The 15,904-nt window shown below is 46.8% G+C and carries 11 protein-coding genes; 5 read left to right on the forward strand and 6 right to left on the reverse strand.

Features of this window, described 5'->3' with window-relative positions; all coding sequences use genetic code 11:
* Nucleotides 1-8: 8 nt before the first annotated feature.
* Together trpS and rpe are read right to left on the reverse strand one after the other, a co-directional pair.
* Entirely contained in the window at nucleotides 9-1,016 is a 1,008-nt protein-coding gene (gene trpS / locus Q5L94_RS06205; RefSeq protein ID WP_317497584.1) for a tryptophan--tRNA ligase, read from the reverse strand.
* Nucleotides 1,017-1,027: 11 nt separating this feature from the next.
* Nucleotides 1,028-1,702, reverse strand: coding sequence for a ribulose-phosphate 3-epimerase (gene rpe, locus Q5L94_RS06210; RefSeq protein ID WP_317497585.1), 675 nt, complete (start codon nucleotides 1,700-1,702; stop codon nucleotides 1,028-1,030).
* A gap of 135 nt (nucleotides 1,703-1,837) precedes the next feature.
* Between rpe and Q5L94_RS06215 the strand changes: the two genes are divergently transcribed.
* A complete protein-coding gene (locus Q5L94_RS06215) occupies nucleotides 1,838-2,131 on the forward strand; it encodes a hypothetical protein (RefSeq protein ID WP_317497586.1) in 294 nt (97 codons plus the stop codon).
* Nucleotides 2,131-2,352, forward strand: coding sequence for a DUF2970 domain-containing protein (locus tag Q5L94_RS06220; protein ID WP_317497587.1), 222 nt, complete (start codon nucleotides 2,131-2,133; stop codon nucleotides 2,350-2,352). The genes Q5L94_RS06215 and Q5L94_RS06220 overlap by 1 nt, the downstream gene beginning before the upstream one ends.
* An 8-nt stretch (nucleotides 2,353-2,360) precedes the next feature.
* Here the strand turns inward: Q5L94_RS06220 and prlC are convergent, their stop codons facing one another.
* A complete protein-coding gene (prlC, locus tag Q5L94_RS06225) occupies nucleotides 2,361-4,400 on the reverse strand; it encodes an oligopeptidase A (protein ID WP_317497588.1) in 2,040 nt (679 codons plus the stop codon).
* 135 nt (nucleotides 4,401-4,535) lie between these two features.
* Between prlC and Q5L94_RS06230 the strand changes: the two genes are divergently transcribed.
* The 3 genes from Q5L94_RS06230 (at nucleotide 4,536) to Q5L94_RS06240 (ending at nucleotide 11,453) form a co-directional block, all read left to right on the forward strand.
* Entirely contained in the window at nucleotides 4,536-6,845 is a 2,310-nt protein-coding gene (locus tag Q5L94_RS06230; RefSeq protein ID WP_317497589.1) for a S9 family peptidase, read from the forward strand.
* Between the two features lie 127 nt (nucleotides 6,846-6,972).
* The gene (gene gorA, locus Q5L94_RS06235) at nucleotides 6,973-8,325 is read left to right on the forward strand and encodes a glutathione-disulfide reductase (RefSeq protein ID WP_317497590.1); all 1,353 of its coding nucleotides are present in this window, start codon (nucleotides 6,973-6,975) and stop codon (nucleotides 8,323-8,325) included.
* 251 nt (nucleotides 8,326-8,576) lie between these two features.
* Nucleotides 8,577-11,453, forward strand: coding sequence for an insulinase family protein (locus Q5L94_RS06240; RefSeq protein WP_317497591.1), 2,877 nt, complete (start codon nucleotides 8,577-8,579; stop codon nucleotides 11,451-11,453).
* Between the two features lie 22 nt (nucleotides 11,454-11,475).
* Here the strand turns inward: Q5L94_RS06240 and Q5L94_RS06245 are convergent, their stop codons facing one another.
* The 3 genes from Q5L94_RS06245 to Q5L94_RS06255 form a co-directional block, all read right to left on the reverse strand.
* Entirely contained in the window at nucleotides 11,476-13,164 is a 1,689-nt protein-coding gene (locus tag Q5L94_RS06245; protein ID WP_317497592.1) for a M1 family metallopeptidase, read from the reverse strand.
* Nucleotides 13,165-13,291: 127 nt separating this feature from the next.
* Nucleotides 13,292-14,644: an NADP-specific glutamate dehydrogenase gene (gene gdhA / locus Q5L94_RS06250; RefSeq protein WP_317497593.1), complete on the reverse strand. Its 1,353-nt coding sequence runs from the start codon at nucleotides 14,642-14,644 to the stop codon at nucleotides 13,292-13,294.
* Nucleotides 14,645-14,706: 62 nt separating this feature from the next.
* On the reverse strand, nucleotides 14,707-15,903 hold the full coding sequence (locus tag Q5L94_RS06255; RefSeq protein ID WP_317497594.1) for a GGDEF domain-containing protein: 1,197 nt from the start codon (nucleotides 15,901-15,903) through the stop codon (nucleotides 14,707-14,709).
* Between the last annotated feature and the right edge of the window lies 1 nt (nucleotide 15,904).

Here is a 15,904-nt window from a genome sequence, read left to right on the forward strand (position 1 = left end):
AATTAAATTTATCCTGGGTAGGGTACAAAGCCTACCGCTTTATAAACATCTGACAACGTTTTTGCTGAGGCTTCACGTGCCTTATCAGCGCCTTGTTTCATAACCTGTTGCAAAAATGCCTGGTCATTACGCATGTCGTGGTACCGCTGTTGAATAGGTTCCAGCATGGCCACCACAGACTCTGCCACATCTACTTTTAAATGCCCGTACATTTTGTCTTCATAGTCCGGTACCAGCTCGTCTATCGACTTACCCGTCGCAGCAGACATAATGCTCAGTAAATTCGATACACCCGGCTTTTCTTCCTGATTAAAGTAAATGCGCGCCTGCTCGTCGGAGTCGGTAACGGCTTTCTTAATTTTCTTCAGAATCTTCTTCGGTTCTTCCAATAAACCTACAAAGTTATTCGGGTTATCGTCCGACTTTGACATTTTCTTAGTCGGCTCCTGCAATGACATGACCCGCGCACCGACTTTTGGAATCATTGGCTCCGGAATCGTAAAAATATCGCCATACAAGTTATTAAAACGCTCAGCAACATTACGGGTCATTTCCAGGTGCTGCTTCTGGTCATCGCCCACCGGCACTTCATTCGCCTGGTACAACAGAATGTCTGCCGCCATTAGCGCCGGGTAAGTAAACAAACCCGCGTTAATATTACTGGCGTGACGCTGAGACTTATCCTTAAACTGCGTCATGCGGTTTAGCTCACCCATTTGAGTGTAGCAGTTCAAAACCCAGGCAAGTTGAGTATGTTCGGGTACATGCGACTGAATAAACACAGTGCTTTTCGCTGGGTCAAGGCCACAAGCCAGGTACAAAGCCAGCCCGTCCAGGGTTGCCTGCTGCAATTTTTCCGGCTCCTGACGTACAGTAATGGCGTGCTGATCAACCAGCATAAATTTACACTCGTGAGTGTCTTGCATATTAACCCACTGACGTAGTGCGCCAATGTAATTACCAATAGACAATTGCCCCGACGGCTGACAACCACTTAACACAATTGGTTTCGACATTCCTGTTTCCTCTAAGAACCTGTTACCGCGCCGATTTCATCGCGCATTGTCTGGATGACACTGGCGTAATCATCCGCATTAAAAATAGCTGAACCGGCAACGAACATGTCCGCGCCCGCTTTCGCAATTTCACCAATATTTGACACCTTAACACCGCCATCCACTTCCAACCGAATATCTCGTCCACTGTTATCTATCAGCTTGCGCACCGCTCGGAGCTTATCAAGCGTTGACGAAATAAAAGACTGTCCACCAAATCCCGGGTTAACTGACATCAGTAAAATGACATCCACTTTATCCATAACATGATCAAGATAATGCAGCGGTGTTGCAGGGTTTAGAACCAACCCCGCCTGGCAGCCATGTTCGTGAATAAGCTGCAAAGTCCGGTCAACATGGTCGGAGGCTTCCGGATGGAAGGTAATGATAGAAGCCCCTGCCTCTGCAAAGTCAGGAATAATACGGTCAACGGGCTTAACCATTAAATGCACGTCAATTGGTGCTTCAACTCCATAATCACGCAACGCTTTGCAAACCATAGGACCTATTGTCAGGTTAGGCACATAGTGGTTATCCATTACGTCAAAATGCACGACATCGGCGCCGGCGCTCAATACCGCGTCAACTTCCTCCCCTAAACGGGCAAAGTCCGCAGACAGTATTGACGGTGCAATTAATGGTTTCATCGTTCGTTTTCCTGACCTATTTCAAAATGATGCTTATTGTAGCAGTTAACCCCTGACAAAAAAATTCGCAGTGATGACTAGAATTTTTACAAAATCGCTGATAAATTAGTCAATCAAGACTTGAGAGGGAATTTCATGCGATTACTCACAATAATAACATCACTGGCATTAGCTGCGTTTGCTATTGTGAGTCCTTCCTCGCTCGTTGCTCAGCAAAACGCCACTCAACGCTGCCAACAACTTGTTACTGAAAAAGATCAAAGTAACACCTCTGTCGAGTGTCAATTAGCTGCAGATCAAGTGACATGGTTTAGCTGGTTAAAAGGCGACAGCCGTTCCGTACAATTTCACTTCTTCGATTTGATTGAGTTAATCTCAAGTTCAAGCGACACCAAAAACACACGTTACCAAAACGAATACACCGATTAATGTCTGAATCTACCGAAAACAAAACCTCGAAACCAGGTTTCTTCAATATGGTTATGAGTGTGTTGGCGGCTTTTTTGGGTGTGCAAACAGAAAAAAACCGCCAACGAGACTTCCAGCATGGGAGCCCGAAAGCCTACATCATCATAGGCATCATACTCACTATCCTGTTCGTGTTTGGTTTAGTTGGTCTCGTCAACTTGGTTATGGCTATCGCAGCCTGATGCTTACATCAGGCTACTATGCCGCTATGACGTAACAAAGCTTCGGCACTCGGTTCACGCCCACGAAACTCCTGGAATAAATCTGCAGCTTTACGGCTGCCACCGCGTTCCAGAATGACATGTAAAAAGTCTCGCCCGGTTGTGGCGTTAAATATGCCTTCCTCTTCAAAGCGTGCAAATGCATCAGACGACAGCACTTCAGCCCATTTATAACTGTAATAACCTGCCGCATAACCGCCAGCAAAGATATGACCAAAACTGTGCTGAAAACGGTTGTATTCCGGTGGAATACGTACTGAAGTTTGCTGACGCACGTCATCTAAAATTTCGCTAATTCGCGCACCCGTGTTTGCGTCAAATTCATGATGAATACGCATATCAAACAACGAAAACTCCAACTGTCGCATCATTTGCATAGCCGACTGGTAATTGCGTGCAGCCAGCATTTTTTCCAGCAGCTCTTGTGGCAACGGCTCACCGGTTTCATAGTGTCCGGATATTAATGCCAGTGCTTCAGGTTCCCAGCACCAGTTTTCCAGAAATTGACTGGGCAGCTCAACTGCGTCCCATTCGACACCGTTAATACCAGACAAACCAGCGGTGTCGACCTGAGTTAACATATGATGCAAACCATGACCAAACTCATGGAATAATGTCAGCACTTCATCGTGAGTAAAGAGTGCAGGCTTACCACCCACCGGCTTGCTAAAGTTACAGGTTAAAAAGGCCACCGGGTTTTGCAATTCGCCGTCGGCATGCACTCTGCGGCCAACAAAGTCTGCCATCCAGGCACCACCTCGCTTGCCTGAACGCGCATAGAGATCCAGGTAGAAGCTGCCACGCAAATGTCCGTCCGCATCGTGAATGCGGAAAAAGCGCACATTCTCATGCCAGGTTTTTACGTCTTTTTGCTCGCTAACCGTCATACCAAACAAGCGCTTAACCACCTCAAACAAACCGTTTAGCACTTGTTGCTCTGGAAAGTACGGGCGTAACAGTTCATCAGAAATAGAGTAGCGCTGCTGTTTTAACTGCTCACTAAAATAAGGAACATCCCAGGCTTCCATTTTCTCCACACCTTGCTCTATCGCAAAGGTTTCAATTTCAGCATACTCGGCTTTCGCCTGTGCTTTGGACTTGTTAGCAAGATCCTGCACAAAATCTAACACCTGCTCCGGTGACTCGGCCATTTTCGTCGCCAGCGACATTTCAGCAAAGTCGTTAAAACCTAACAGCTCCGCCATTTCATGACGCAAAGCCAGAGTTTCGTTCATAACCTCAGAGTTATCGAACTCTCCGCCATTAGGCCCAGTTTCCGACGCGCGAGTCACAAAAGCCTGATACATTTCTTTGCGCAGTTCCCGGTCTTCGGCGTACAGCATGACCGGCAGATAACTTGGAATATCTAAAGTGAACAGCCAACCCTCTTTTTCCTGATCTGCTGCCGTTTCTTTTGCTGCTTCTTTAATGCTTTCCGGCAAACCCGCAAGCCGGCTTTCATCGTTAATCAGGCAAGTCCATGCGTGGGTGGCATCCAGCAAGTTGTTGCTGAAGGTTGAAGACAAGTCAGACAGCCGCGATGAAATTTCGGCATAACGTTTCTTTTTATCTTCAGGTAAGTCCACACCCGACAAACGAAAGTCACGCAAAGTGTCGTTAATGAGCTTTTGCTGAGCTTCGGTCAAGGTATCGAACTCGTCACTTTCACGCAGTGCCTGATAAGCGTCAAACAAGCCTTTGTGCTGTCCTACATAGGTCGCATAGTCCGACAACAATGGCAGGCAGCTGTCATGCGCATCACGCAGTTCCTGCGTGCTTACTACCGAGTTCAAATGCGACACCGGCGCCCAGACATGCTCAAGCTTTTCATCTGCATCGGTCAAAGGCTCAATCAAACCATTCCAGCTAAAATCACCACGTTCCAGTACTTCATCGATGGTTTTTCGAGCGTGTTTTATGCACTCTTCAACAGCGGGTTGAATATGTTCGGGTTTAATTTGCTCAAAGTCCGGAAGCTGGCTCTGTTCCAATAGCGGGTTATGGCTCATTTTTACCTCAATTTTTCAAAATGCTTACAATGGATATTGGGGCTTTGCGCTAGTCTTCAACCACGCTTATGTGGTTTCCTGCGTTTTTTGCGGTATTATCCAGTTCGTTAATAAATCAGAATAAAGGTAAATGTCATGTCTGACACTTCTTTTCGATCTTTGCGTTTATTGGTCGGATTAACGGCCATTATCACCTTAAGTGCCTGTAGTAACCTGGGTGGACAATCCACTGCGGACTCCAATGAAGCTGAAATAACAGGTGTTAGCCAGCTGACAGCGGAAAAAATATTCGCCAGCGATACCTTCAGTATTGATCGCCCGGCCCCAACTCGCTGGCTGGAAGACGGTTCAGGTTACACGACTTTAGAGCAATCCAATTCGGCAGATGGCCGCGATATTGTTCGTTATCACCCGGAAACCAACGAGCGCACGGTTTTAGTCAGTGCTGAACAGCTTACCCCGAAAGGTAAGGACAAAGCGCTGGATATTGCCAATTACGTCTGGTCCGACAATGGCGATAAAGTGCTTATTTTCACCAATACCAAGCGTTCGTGGCGTACCCATACTCTGGGCGATTACTGGGTGCTAAACCGCAACAACAACGAATTACGCCAACTGGGCGGGAATGCACCCGAATCGACTCTGCAGTTTGCTAAGTTTAATCCGCAAGGCACAAAAGTCGCGTTTGTTATGCAGAACAACATTTACGTGCAGGACCTTAGCAGCTTCACTGTCAGCGCGCTGACCAGCGACGGCAGCGACACTATCGTTAACGGTACCTTCGACTGGGTTAACGAAGAAGAGTTTTTCCTGCGCGACGGTTTTCGCTGGAGCCCGGATGGCCAGCACATTGCGTACTGGCAGCTGGACACCGAAGGCACACCAATATTCACTATGATCAACAACACCGACGAACTCTATCCAACGTTAAAAGAGTTCCCCTACCCGAAAGTGGGTGAAACTAATGCCGCTATGCGCATTGGGGTAATGCCGGCCAGTGGCGGTCAAACAAAATGGATGAATATTCCCGGTGACCCTCGCCAGCATTACCTGGTGCGCATGAACTGGGCAGGCAACAGCGAAAAACTGTTAATTCAACAACTGACCCGCAAGCAGCACATTAACCGCGCTTTTATCAGTGATATTGAAACCGGTCGTAGTCAGGAGTTGTTACGCGAAAGCACCGACTCGTGGGCTGAGTATGTCGACGACATTCACTTTTTAAATGACGGTCGCGAATTTACCTGGTTAAGCGAGCGCAGCGGTTATCGCCATATTTACCGAGTGCAACGCGACTCAGGCAGAACCACCGCCATTACCCGCGGTAACTGGGACGTAGTTGAAGTACTGCGTGTGAACGAAGAAAACGGCTGGGTCTATTTTATTGCCTCACCGGAAACACCTCTGGAGCGTTACCTGTTCCGCGCCAGCTTAGACGGTAGCGGTCGCTTAGAGCGCCTTACACCGGACATGGACGGCACCCACAGTTACAGCATTTCACAAGACGCCAAATACGCTGAACATACCTTTAGTTCGGTCAACCAGGTTCCGGTTACTAATATGATTTCACTGCCGGATCACGAAGTTATTCGTACTGTGGTTGACAATAATGAAGCACAGCAAGCGGTTGAACAGGTGCAGAAACAACCGGTTGAGTTTTTCCGGGTGGAAGCTCGCGACGGTTTAGAGCTGGACGGCTACATTATGAAGCCGACTGACTTCGACCCCAGTAAAGAGTACCCCATTTTGTTCTACGTTTACGGTGAACCCTGGGGGCAAACCGTTGCGAATAAATGGGGCGGCTCATTGTATTTATGGCATACCATGCTGACACAGCAGGGCTATATTGTTGCGTCTATTGATAACCGCGGCACCAAGTCTCCACGCGGCTTTGACTGGCGCCGCTCTATTTACAAGAACCTGGGCGTCGTTACTGTACGCGACCAATACGATGCGCTGCAACAAATGCTGGAACGCTGGGACTTCATTGATGAAAACCGTGTAGGCATTTGGGGACACAGCGGTGGTGGTTCACAAACCCTGAATGCGCTGTTCCGTTACCCGGACAGCTACCACATGGGTATGGCGCTGGCACCAGTACCCGATCTAACGCTGTACGACACCATTTATCAGGAGCGGTACTCTGGTTTACTGCCTGAGTCTGCCGAGCGTTATAAAGAAACCTCAGCCATTACTCACGCTGAAAACCTGGAAGGCGACTTACTGTTAGTGCATGGTACGGGCGACGACAACGTTCACTTTCAGGGCAGCGAGCGCCTGGTCAATGAGCTCATTAAACACGGTAAGCAGTTTGAGTTTTTTGCCTACCCGAACCGCTCTCATGGTATTTACGAAGGTGAAGGTACAACCCTTCATTTACGCACCATGATGACCGAGTTTGTGAAAGAGAACTTACCAGCCGGCGAGCGCTCGTCATCTGAGTAATGAACTGATCTATCGATTACCGCTATCGGTATAAAAAGCATGACAACCCCGTGTCTTTATTTGCAAGATACGGGGTTTTTATTCAAGATATCCGCAGTTTTTGAATTGAGTACAGGAGTTAAGCAATATGACCAGACATTATGACTATCTTGCGATAGGCGCAGGTAGCGGCGGCATAGCCTCAGCCAACCGCGCAGCGATACGTGGCGCAAAAGCCGCGGTTATTGAAGCAAAAGCCGTTGGCGGCACCTGCGTAAACGTGGGTTGTGTGCCCAAGAAAGTCATGTGGTACGGCGCTCATATTGCTGAAGCCATAAAATATTCGCCTTCATACGGCTTCGAACTTGAACAAAAAGGTTTTGACTGGGCCACTATGGTTAAAAATCGCGAAGCGTATATTGAGCGCATTCACGGTGGGTACCATCGAGGCTTTCAGGGCAATGGCGTTGAGTTTATAGAAGGCTTTGCTAAATTCGTTGACCACAAAACAGTAGAAGTTAACGGCGAGAAAATTACCGCTGACCATATTACCATTGCCACCGGTGGACGCCCCATGATCCCCGAAATTCCGGGTGCTGAACATGGTATCGACTCCGACGGCTTCTTTGCTCTGACTGAACAACCTAAGAAGGCGGCAGTTATCGGCGCCGGTTATATCGCCGTTGAAATTGCCGGTGTCTTCCATGCCCTCGGCACTGACACTCATTTAATGGTGCGTCGCGACCGTCCATTACGCACCTTTGATAAAGATATTACCGATGGTTTGCTGGAGCGAATGAAACAGGACGGTCCTGAACTTCACACCGAAACCACCGTTCGCGAAGTGGTTAAGCAAGACGACGGTACATTAACTTTGCACTTTGAAGGTGGTCAGACAATGGACGGCGTCGATTGTTTAGTCTGGGCGATAGGCCGCGTGCCATCCACCGACAAAATCAACCTGGAATGCACCGGCGTAGAACTGGACAACGACGGTTATATCAACGTCGATAAATTCCAGAATACCAACGTACAAGGTATTTACGCTGTAGGCGATAATACGGGTGCCGCAGCACTAACACCGGTTGCTATCAAGGCAGGGCGCTTACTTGCGGAGCGCTTGTTTAACAACATGCCAAACGCACACATGGACTTTGAGAACATTCCAACCGTTGTATTCAGCCATCCGACCATTGGTACCGTTGGTCTGAGCGAGGAAGACGCTAAGCTGAAATTCGGTGAAGACAATATTACCGTGTACAAATCATCGTTTGCGGCCATGTACAACGCCGTTACCCCACACCGCGCCCTTAGCTATTTCAAGCTGGTATGCCAGGGCAAAGAAGAGAAGGTTGTCGGCATTCACGGTATTGGCGAAGGTATGGATGAAATTTTACAAGGCTTTGCTGTTGCTCTCAAAATGGGGGCTACTAAAGCGGATTTAGATTCTACGGTTGCGTTGCATCCGACCAGTGCTGAGGAGTTTGTTACTCTGAAATAGGAAACTTCAAATTAATTGCAAACTAGGCTCTTAAATTAAGCCCTCTGCCGTCAGAGGGCTTTTTCACAGACTCCAGACTTTTCAACTCTCACATTACTAATAACGACCTTCCTTAACTCCGCCCTGTACCAAAAGTATGCTTTAACTCTCACAATCTGTTACAAATTAGTCAACAAATAATTAAAGATTACCCTCAACAGGAAGAGTAGTCCTAGTTATTATATAGCGGTCATTTTTTAAGGGATATTTTTATGAAAAAGTTATTACTCGCAAGTGCTATTAGTTCTGCTCTTCTAGCCGCAGGCTGCAGTCAGCCCGTTACCGAAACCAGCACCTCACAAAACGCTGTTGCCGGCGAAGTTATTAAAAGCCCCAACGATGAACGCCAGTATCGCGTCGTGACTTTGGATAACAACATTGAAATTATGTTGGTTTCTGATCCTAATACAGATAAGTCCGCTACCGCTTTAAGCGTTGGCGTTGGTTTATTGCAGGATCCCGAAGCTCAGCAAGGGATGGCACATTACCTGGAACATATGTTGTTTCTGGGAACCGAAAAGTATCCCGATACCAACGAATACAGCGAGTTTATGAGTAATAACGGTGGTAGCCAGAACGCCTCGACCTGGCTGGACGTTACCAACTACATGTTTAAAATTAATAACAGCGCCTATGATGAAGCTTTAGATCGCTTTTCTGACTTTTTCAAAGCGCCAAAGCTGTACCCCGAGTACGCTGACAAAGAGCGCAATGCAGTGAATGCCGAATGGTCAATGCGCCGTGAAATGGACTTTTTTGGGCAGTTTAAATTAGGCCGCTTATTGTTGGGTGAGCACCCTTCTAACCGTTTCCTGATTGGGAATCTCGACAGCCTGAGTGACAAAGAGAACAGCGAACTGCATAAAGAAACCGTCGATTTCTACAACCGTTTCTACTCTGCCAACATTATGAAAGTTGCCATGATAAGCAACCGCTCGTTAGAAGAGATGGAAACCTTAGCTCGCAAACACTTTGCCAGCATTGAAGACGACGGTATTGAAGAGCCTGAAGTCGCGGCTCAAATTAACTTCGACGACGTTGGCAAGAAGCGTATTCACTACGTGCCAAATGAAGACGTTAAGCAACTGAAACTGGAATTCATTATCAATGACAATCAGGATCAGTTTGCGGTTAAACCCAACCGTTATGTCAGTTACCTGCTTGGTTCAGAAATGCCAGGAACGCCAGCGCAACAACTTAAAGACGCCGGCCTTATTGCTAGCTTAAACGCATCAGCACAACCCACTTTTTATGGCAACTACGGCGTAATGGCAATTGATGTTGAGCTCACTAATGCCGGCATGCAACAGCGTGAAGAAATTGTTGCGCTTATTATGCAGTACATCGATAAAGTCCGCGCTGAGGGCGTTGATGAAAGTTACTTTAAAGAAATAAAAACTAGCCTGAACAACCGTTTTCGCTTCTTAGAAAAAAGCGATGAGTTCAGCTACGTTTCATCTCTGGCTCAGACAATGCAAAACTTCCCGGCTGAGTACGCTATCAGCGCACCTTATGAATACCAGAAGTTTGATCCTGAAGCAATCCGCTCGGTATTGTCGCAACTAACACCGGAAAGACTGCGCGTTTGGTACATTAGTCAGGACGAGCCACACGACAGCGAACTCGATTTCTACGAAGGCAAATACAAAGTTGTTGATATTCCGCAAGAAGAAATAGCAAGCTGGGATAACGAACCTAAGATGGCAATTAATTTGCCTAAAGTGAATACCCTGTTGCCAGAAAGTTTTGCTATTAAGCAGAACGACGCTTTCGATAAACCCAAAGTAGTTATCGAAGAAGAAGGCATTCAGGTCTGGCAGTATCCGAGCCAGTTATACAGCGACCAGCCGCGCGGCGTTTTTTATATTCAAATAAACAACGAGGCACCTATTAAAAGTATAAAAGCGGACGTTTTAACCGCTTTATGGCGCGATTTATACAATATGAATGTTAGCGCTCTGGATACCGAGGCGAATATTGCGGGTATGAACCTGAACCTTAATGACGGCACAGGCCTGTCACTAACGGTGTCTGGCTTTACCGATAAGCAGCCTCAGTTGCTTGAACGAGCTATCGAGAATTTGAGCTTCGACGTAGAAAAGCAAGCCTTTAAGCAGGCGGTGGATCGTTATATCAGAGATCTGCAAAATAAAGGGCAGCAATTTCCAATTTACCAGAGCTTTGACGCATACGGGCAGTTGATTCGTGAAGGTGGGTTTAACCAAACGGACTTAATTGAAACAGCGCAAAGCCTAACTCCAGCCGATTTGGCTAACTTTATCGACACCTTAATGGGTAATAACGCTATTCGCGTGTTTGCTTTTGGTAATTACGATAAGGCAAATCTGGAGGAGTCTGTAGAGCGTATTCAAGCCAGCTTACCCGAAGACCGTAAGGTTACTGACTTTAAAATGGCTCAATTCTGGAAACCTGAAACTGGCAAGTCCATTGTATTGCGTCGTGACCTGGACGTGGCTGACGTAGCGGTGGTTGATGCGCACATCCACCCTCAACCGAGTTTTGCCACGCTAGCGGCAGGAACGGTTCTGCAAAGTCACTTCCGTACCGTGGCCTTTGATACCCTGCGTACAGAAGAGCAACTGGCCTATGCTGTGGGCTCTTTCGCACCGAGCCTGGATAATTACGCAGGTTTTGGTCTGTATATTCAGACGCCGGTTAAAAGCGTTGCCGATATGCAGGAGCGCTTTGATAGCTTCAAGGAAGAATATTGGGAAGACTTACAGAAAATGACGCCAGAAGAGTTCAATCAAATCAAACAGAGTACCTTGATTACATTGAACGAAAAGCCTAAGAACTTGATGGAAGAAGTTTCTCCATTCCTGGCTGATTTGAGTTTGCAGCGCTTCGAATTCGACAGCAAAGAGCAGTTAATTGATGCTGTTGAAAACGTAAGCCTTGCGGACGCCAAAGCGTTTTACCAGCAAACCATGTTAAATCCCGATGCGGCGCGTATTTCGGTGCAACTGCGTGGTACCAAGTTTGCTGAACAACCCTACGCGGAATTGCCAAACCAGAAAGTTATTTCCGATTTGGCAGAATTTCATCAGGAGATGGAAAAGCAGCAGTAACGCCCAGTATTGAGCAACCTCATTATTGAGGTTGCTCTTTCGCGTAAGCATCTAAATAATCTTCCTGCTTCAAAATCTTATGCAACGGGTCTAATACATAATGTGCATCGGTTGTAGGTAACGCAACCTGAACAGGAGTCTTTCCCACAACAACTGTCGATATGGTGTCACCAACTTGCACTTCTACAGGTAATTTAAAGGCTGCTTCGTTAAAAGTCTGCCAATGCAGGCTTAACTTATTCCCTTCTTGCTCGGCAACCAGCTCTGGTAACTTCGCTGTATAAAGGTAGTGTTCAAAAAACCATGTAAAGTCCTCGCCTGTTTGCTCATTAACAGCATCAATGAAGTCTTGTGAGTCCGCAAAATGCGGTTCAAAGTTTCCAGGTTTCGGGTCAGTAGTTTGGTAAACCAGTTTTCTCGTTGCTGCAAAAAAATCATCGTCGCCAATCAAGTTTCTTAAAGTATGCAATATCCATGCGCCTTTTTGATAGATATCGCTACCCGGCCCTCTGTCAGCTTTATAAACATCATCTTCTGACATCGGTTTATTCGATACAACCGGATGCTCGTTTCGTATACCTATGCGTGAGTCATACATCATACTGTGATAGGCAAAGTCTCCATGCAAATATTGCCCATATAATGGTTGCATATAAGCGCCGAAACCTTCATGCAGCCACATGTGGTCCCAGTCGGTGTTAGTAACTTGATTTCCAAACCACTCATGAGCCAACTCATGATGAAGTAACCAGTCGAAATTGTATTTTCCAGCTTTGTATTCTTGCCCATACGCATTAATGGTTTGATGTTCCATCCCCAAATGCGGAGTTTCCACGACACCCATTTTTTCAGCGTAGAATGGATAGGGGCCAATGACGTCTTCGTAGAAGTCTAACTGCTCAGAGAACTCATTGAACAATTTTTCCGCTTCAGCTTTTTTACCTTCCAAATAGTAAAAAACCAACGGATACTCATGTCCATAACGACTTTGGTATGTGTCCTTAAGAACCTCATAAGGGCCAACATTTAACGCAATACCATAGTTATTCTGTGGCTGCTCACTACGCCAGTGGTACTGCGACCAGCCCTCACCCTCACTGCTTTCAATTAACTTTCCGTTACTGGCGGCAACCAGGCCTTTCGGCACCCGAATAACAATATCGGTTTGCTTAGCCTCGAACGTTGGGTGGTCAATACAGGGCCAAATCAAATCACAGCCTTCTCCCTGCACAGCAGTGGCTATCCAGGGTTTACCATTTTCAGTTTCGTCCCAAACGTAGCCGCCATCCCAGGGAGGGTTTATTGCGACATGAGGTTGTCCTTTATATTCAATAGTGACTCTTAACTTATCACCAGCAGCTATTGGTTGCTCAAGGCTAAAGCGAATTTCACCGAGTTCGTGAGTGTAGTCATTTGTTTTAAGACTATTAATAGAGAGTGCTGAGATTTGGTAGTTATTGTCAAAATCGATAAGGAAGTCTGACTGTCTCTCAGTAACAGAGAGCACCAGTTCAGTTTTGCCTTTAACTTCACGTTTTTCCGGATTTATATCGAAAAATAAATGCGCTTTTTCAAGGTTAATATGTTGATGTTCTGGTTTTAGTGCCCCACCCGTTTCCAACGTTTCAGTCAGAGTATCCTTAGGTTCAACGCCGGCGCACCCGCCGACAATTAATGGGACAAAGGCCGTCGCCAAAAGTGCTTTTTTCATATTTTTCTCCCCAGTTGTTTATTAACTGAGCATGCCTTTATTATTAAAAACACTAAAGCACTTTTGCGACCAATGGTTTGTTTCAAACGATTGTCTGAATTTAAAGGAAAAAACGAGCTTAATTAAATCAAACCACACCTTGTTCCAACATGGCATCGGCTACCTTGCGGAACCCGGCAATGTTTGCTCCAAGAACTAAGTTATTAGGGTGCCCGAACTCTTCAGCGGTACGTTTTGCATCTTGGTAAATGCTCAGCATAATATCCTTAAGCTTTTCATCCACTTCCTCAAAGTCCCAGCACAACATGCTGGCATTCTGAGCCATCTCTAACTGGCTCGTGGCAACACCGCCCGCGTTTGATGCTTTGCCCGGACCATAACCCACGCCACTTTCAATGAAAAGATCGACTGCAGCCTGGGTGGTAGGCATATTTGCACCTTCCACTATGTACTTACAACCGTTTTCCAGAAGCGTCTGCGCGTCTTTTTCCGTCAATTCATTTTGAGTCGCACAAGGAAAAGCAATATCGGCTTTGTATCGCCAAACGCTGTGACCTTCGTCGGGGTAATCGTCTTTGGCCGTATATTCCGCATTATCGTGAGTTTCAAGATACTCTTTGAGTCGCCCGCCCTGTTCTTCTTTTATCCGTTTAACCAAATCTAAATCAATGCCCTGCTCGTGATAGATAGCTCCACTGGAGTCACTGCAACTAACAGGCGTGGCCCCTAGCTCATAAAGCTTTTCCATAGCATAAATAGCAACGTTACCTGAACCAGAAACCAAACAACGCTTTCCGTCCAGCGAGTCATCCTGGTCATCCATCATGCATTGCGCAAAATAGACAGCCCCATATCCTGTCGCCTCTTTTCTAACTTGCGAGCCACCCCATAATTTACTTTTGCCGGTTAAAACACCGTCAAAACGGTTGGCCAGGCGTTTATATTGACCAAACAGATAGCCAATTTCCCTTGAGCCCACACCGATATCTCCCGCAGGAACATCGGTATGAGGACCAATGTGGCGATACAGTTCACTCATAAACGACTGGCAGAAACGCATAATCTCCGCGTCCGACTTGCCTTTAGGATCGAAGTTGGCGCCACCTTTGCCACCGCCAATGGGTAAACCGGTCAGAGCATTCTTAAATATTTGCTCGAAACCAAGAAACTTAACGATACCGGCATTTACACTTGGGTGAAAACGCAGCCCGCCTTTATAAGGCCCCAAAGCCGAGTTAAACTCTATTCTGTAGCCTTTATTGACCTGAATTTTACCGTCATCGTCCATCCAGGGGACACGAAACATGATTTGTCGCTCAGGCTCAAGCAGCCGCTCAATAATAGAGTGCTCCCGATATTTAGGACGTTCTTCCAGTAAAGGTTCTATCGATTCAAGTACATCCTCTACCGCTTGATAGAACTCGACTTGCGCCGGACTGGTCTGCTTTAGCTTTTCGATGGTTTCTTTTATATAGCTCATTAACGTGCCCACGATTTAAAACAATATAACTATTAACGTATGTCGTTGGTTTTAGATCGCTTCTATTTCAGTACCGCTCTATTACGCCCAGCCTTTTTCGCAGAATAAAGGTTCTCATCTGCACGTTTCAAAATGCTATCCGCAGTATCATCAGGTTCCTTTAAAGTCGCACCTAAACTGATAGTGACTTTGACGGTTTTACTTTGCTCTTTTTTCCCTCGCGCTTCTTTGCCTTTTGTCTTACTCTCCGGCCGCGAAGGCTCTCTCAATTTAAGCGGGTAATTAGCAACCTGGCTACGAACGCTTTCCAGCGTACTTTTCAACTTTTCTTCATCGTTGTGGAAAAACACTAAGGTAAATTCCTCTCCGCCATAGCGGTAAGCCTTAAACCCCCCGTGTTCTTTTAAAATACGGCCTAACAGCCGAAGCACCTGATCACCAACCTCGTGCCCGTAGCGGTCATTAAACTTTTTGAAATAGTCAACGTCGAGCATACAAACGGCACTGCGTTTGCGTAAGTGTTGCAACTGACTCATCAACGCACGCCGTTGCGGCAACCCGGTTAGTTCATCAATGTAGGCCAGCTTCAACATTTGGTCGGCCAACGCCAGCAATAAGCCTGCGCTGGCTGCCAAAGCGGCCCAGGTGGAGGCTTGCTGGTACTGCACGGCCAACAAAAAGACCATAAGAGAAAGCCAGGCCGCCCAATGACTCCAGGCAAAAGCGGAGGCACTTTTATAAAGCAAGTAAGTTGCCCAGACTCCCCCCATGGCGACTGTCCAAATAAGTAGCCCAATAGCAAACGAACTTTGTTGCCAGTCAGGTAACGTCAAAATCTCCACGGGGCTCAATAACGCGAAAGCCTGAGCAACAGGCGCCAGCAATAGCGATAAAGGCAGTATTGCCAACGCAACAAATATCAGTATGCCTTTTCCAGTGAGTAGTACTGGTTTTTTCAGGAAGGTCAGGAGCAAGGCACTAATCGATAGCCACACAGGCAGGGCATCGTACAGTTGGGAAACGTCTTTTTGCGCCAGTGGTTGCTGTAAACCGAGCTGAACCGTTGCGTAAATACCACCAACCCAGGCGCACCAATAAAACCATTGCCATTGCCGAAAAAAAGCGGCAACCAAAAACACTGCCCCTAATGCGGCTGAGACCGTTCCGGGGACTGAAAACGAGACAGACGTCAATAACTCAGGAACAAACCAAACGACCACAGCCCAGATAATTGCCGGTAACGCCGCAAAAAAAGTCAAG

This window comes from Idiomarina sp. Sol25 (assembly GCF_033052775.1).
In the GTDB taxonomy this organism is placed as follows: domain Bacteria; phylum Pseudomonadota; class Gammaproteobacteria; order Enterobacterales; family Alteromonadaceae; genus Idiomarina.

Bases quoted from the DNA above. Each gene is read 5' to 3' on its own strand.
- trpS (WP_317497584.1), bottom strand. From the start codon at position 1,016: ATGTCGAAACCAATTGTGTTAAGTGGTTGTCAGCCGTCGGGGCAATTG.
- rpe (WP_317497585.1), bottom strand. From the start codon at position 1,702: ATGAAACCATTAATTGCACCGTCAATACTGTCTGCGGACTTTGCCCGT.
- Q5L94_RS06215 (WP_317497586.1), top strand. From the start codon at position 1,838: ATGCGATTACTCACAATAATAACATCACTGGCATTAGCTGCGTTTGCT.
- Q5L94_RS06220 (WP_317497587.1), top strand. From the start codon at position 2,131: ATGTCTGAATCTACCGAAAACAAAACCTCGAAACCAGGTTTCTTCAAT.
- prlC (WP_317497588.1), bottom strand. From the start codon at position 4,400: ATGAGCCATAACCCGCTATTGGAACAGAGCCAGCTTCCGGACTTTGAG.
- Q5L94_RS06230 (WP_317497589.1), top strand. From the start codon at position 4,536: ATGTCTGACACTTCTTTTCGATCTTTGCGTTTATTGGTCGGATTAACG.
- gorA (WP_317497590.1), top strand. From the start codon at position 6,973: ATGACCAGACATTATGACTATCTTGCGATAGGCGCAGGTAGCGGCGGC.
- Q5L94_RS06240 (WP_317497591.1), top strand. From the start codon at position 8,577: ATGAAAAAGTTATTACTCGCAAGTGCTATTAGTTCTGCTCTTCTAGCC.
- Q5L94_RS06245 (WP_317497592.1), bottom strand. From the start codon at position 13,164: ATGAAAAAAGCACTTTTGGCGACGGCCTTTGTCCCATTAATTGTCGGC.
- gdhA (WP_317497593.1), bottom strand. From the start codon at position 14,644: ATGAGCTATATAAAAGAAACCATCGAAAAGCTAAAGCAGACCAGTCCG.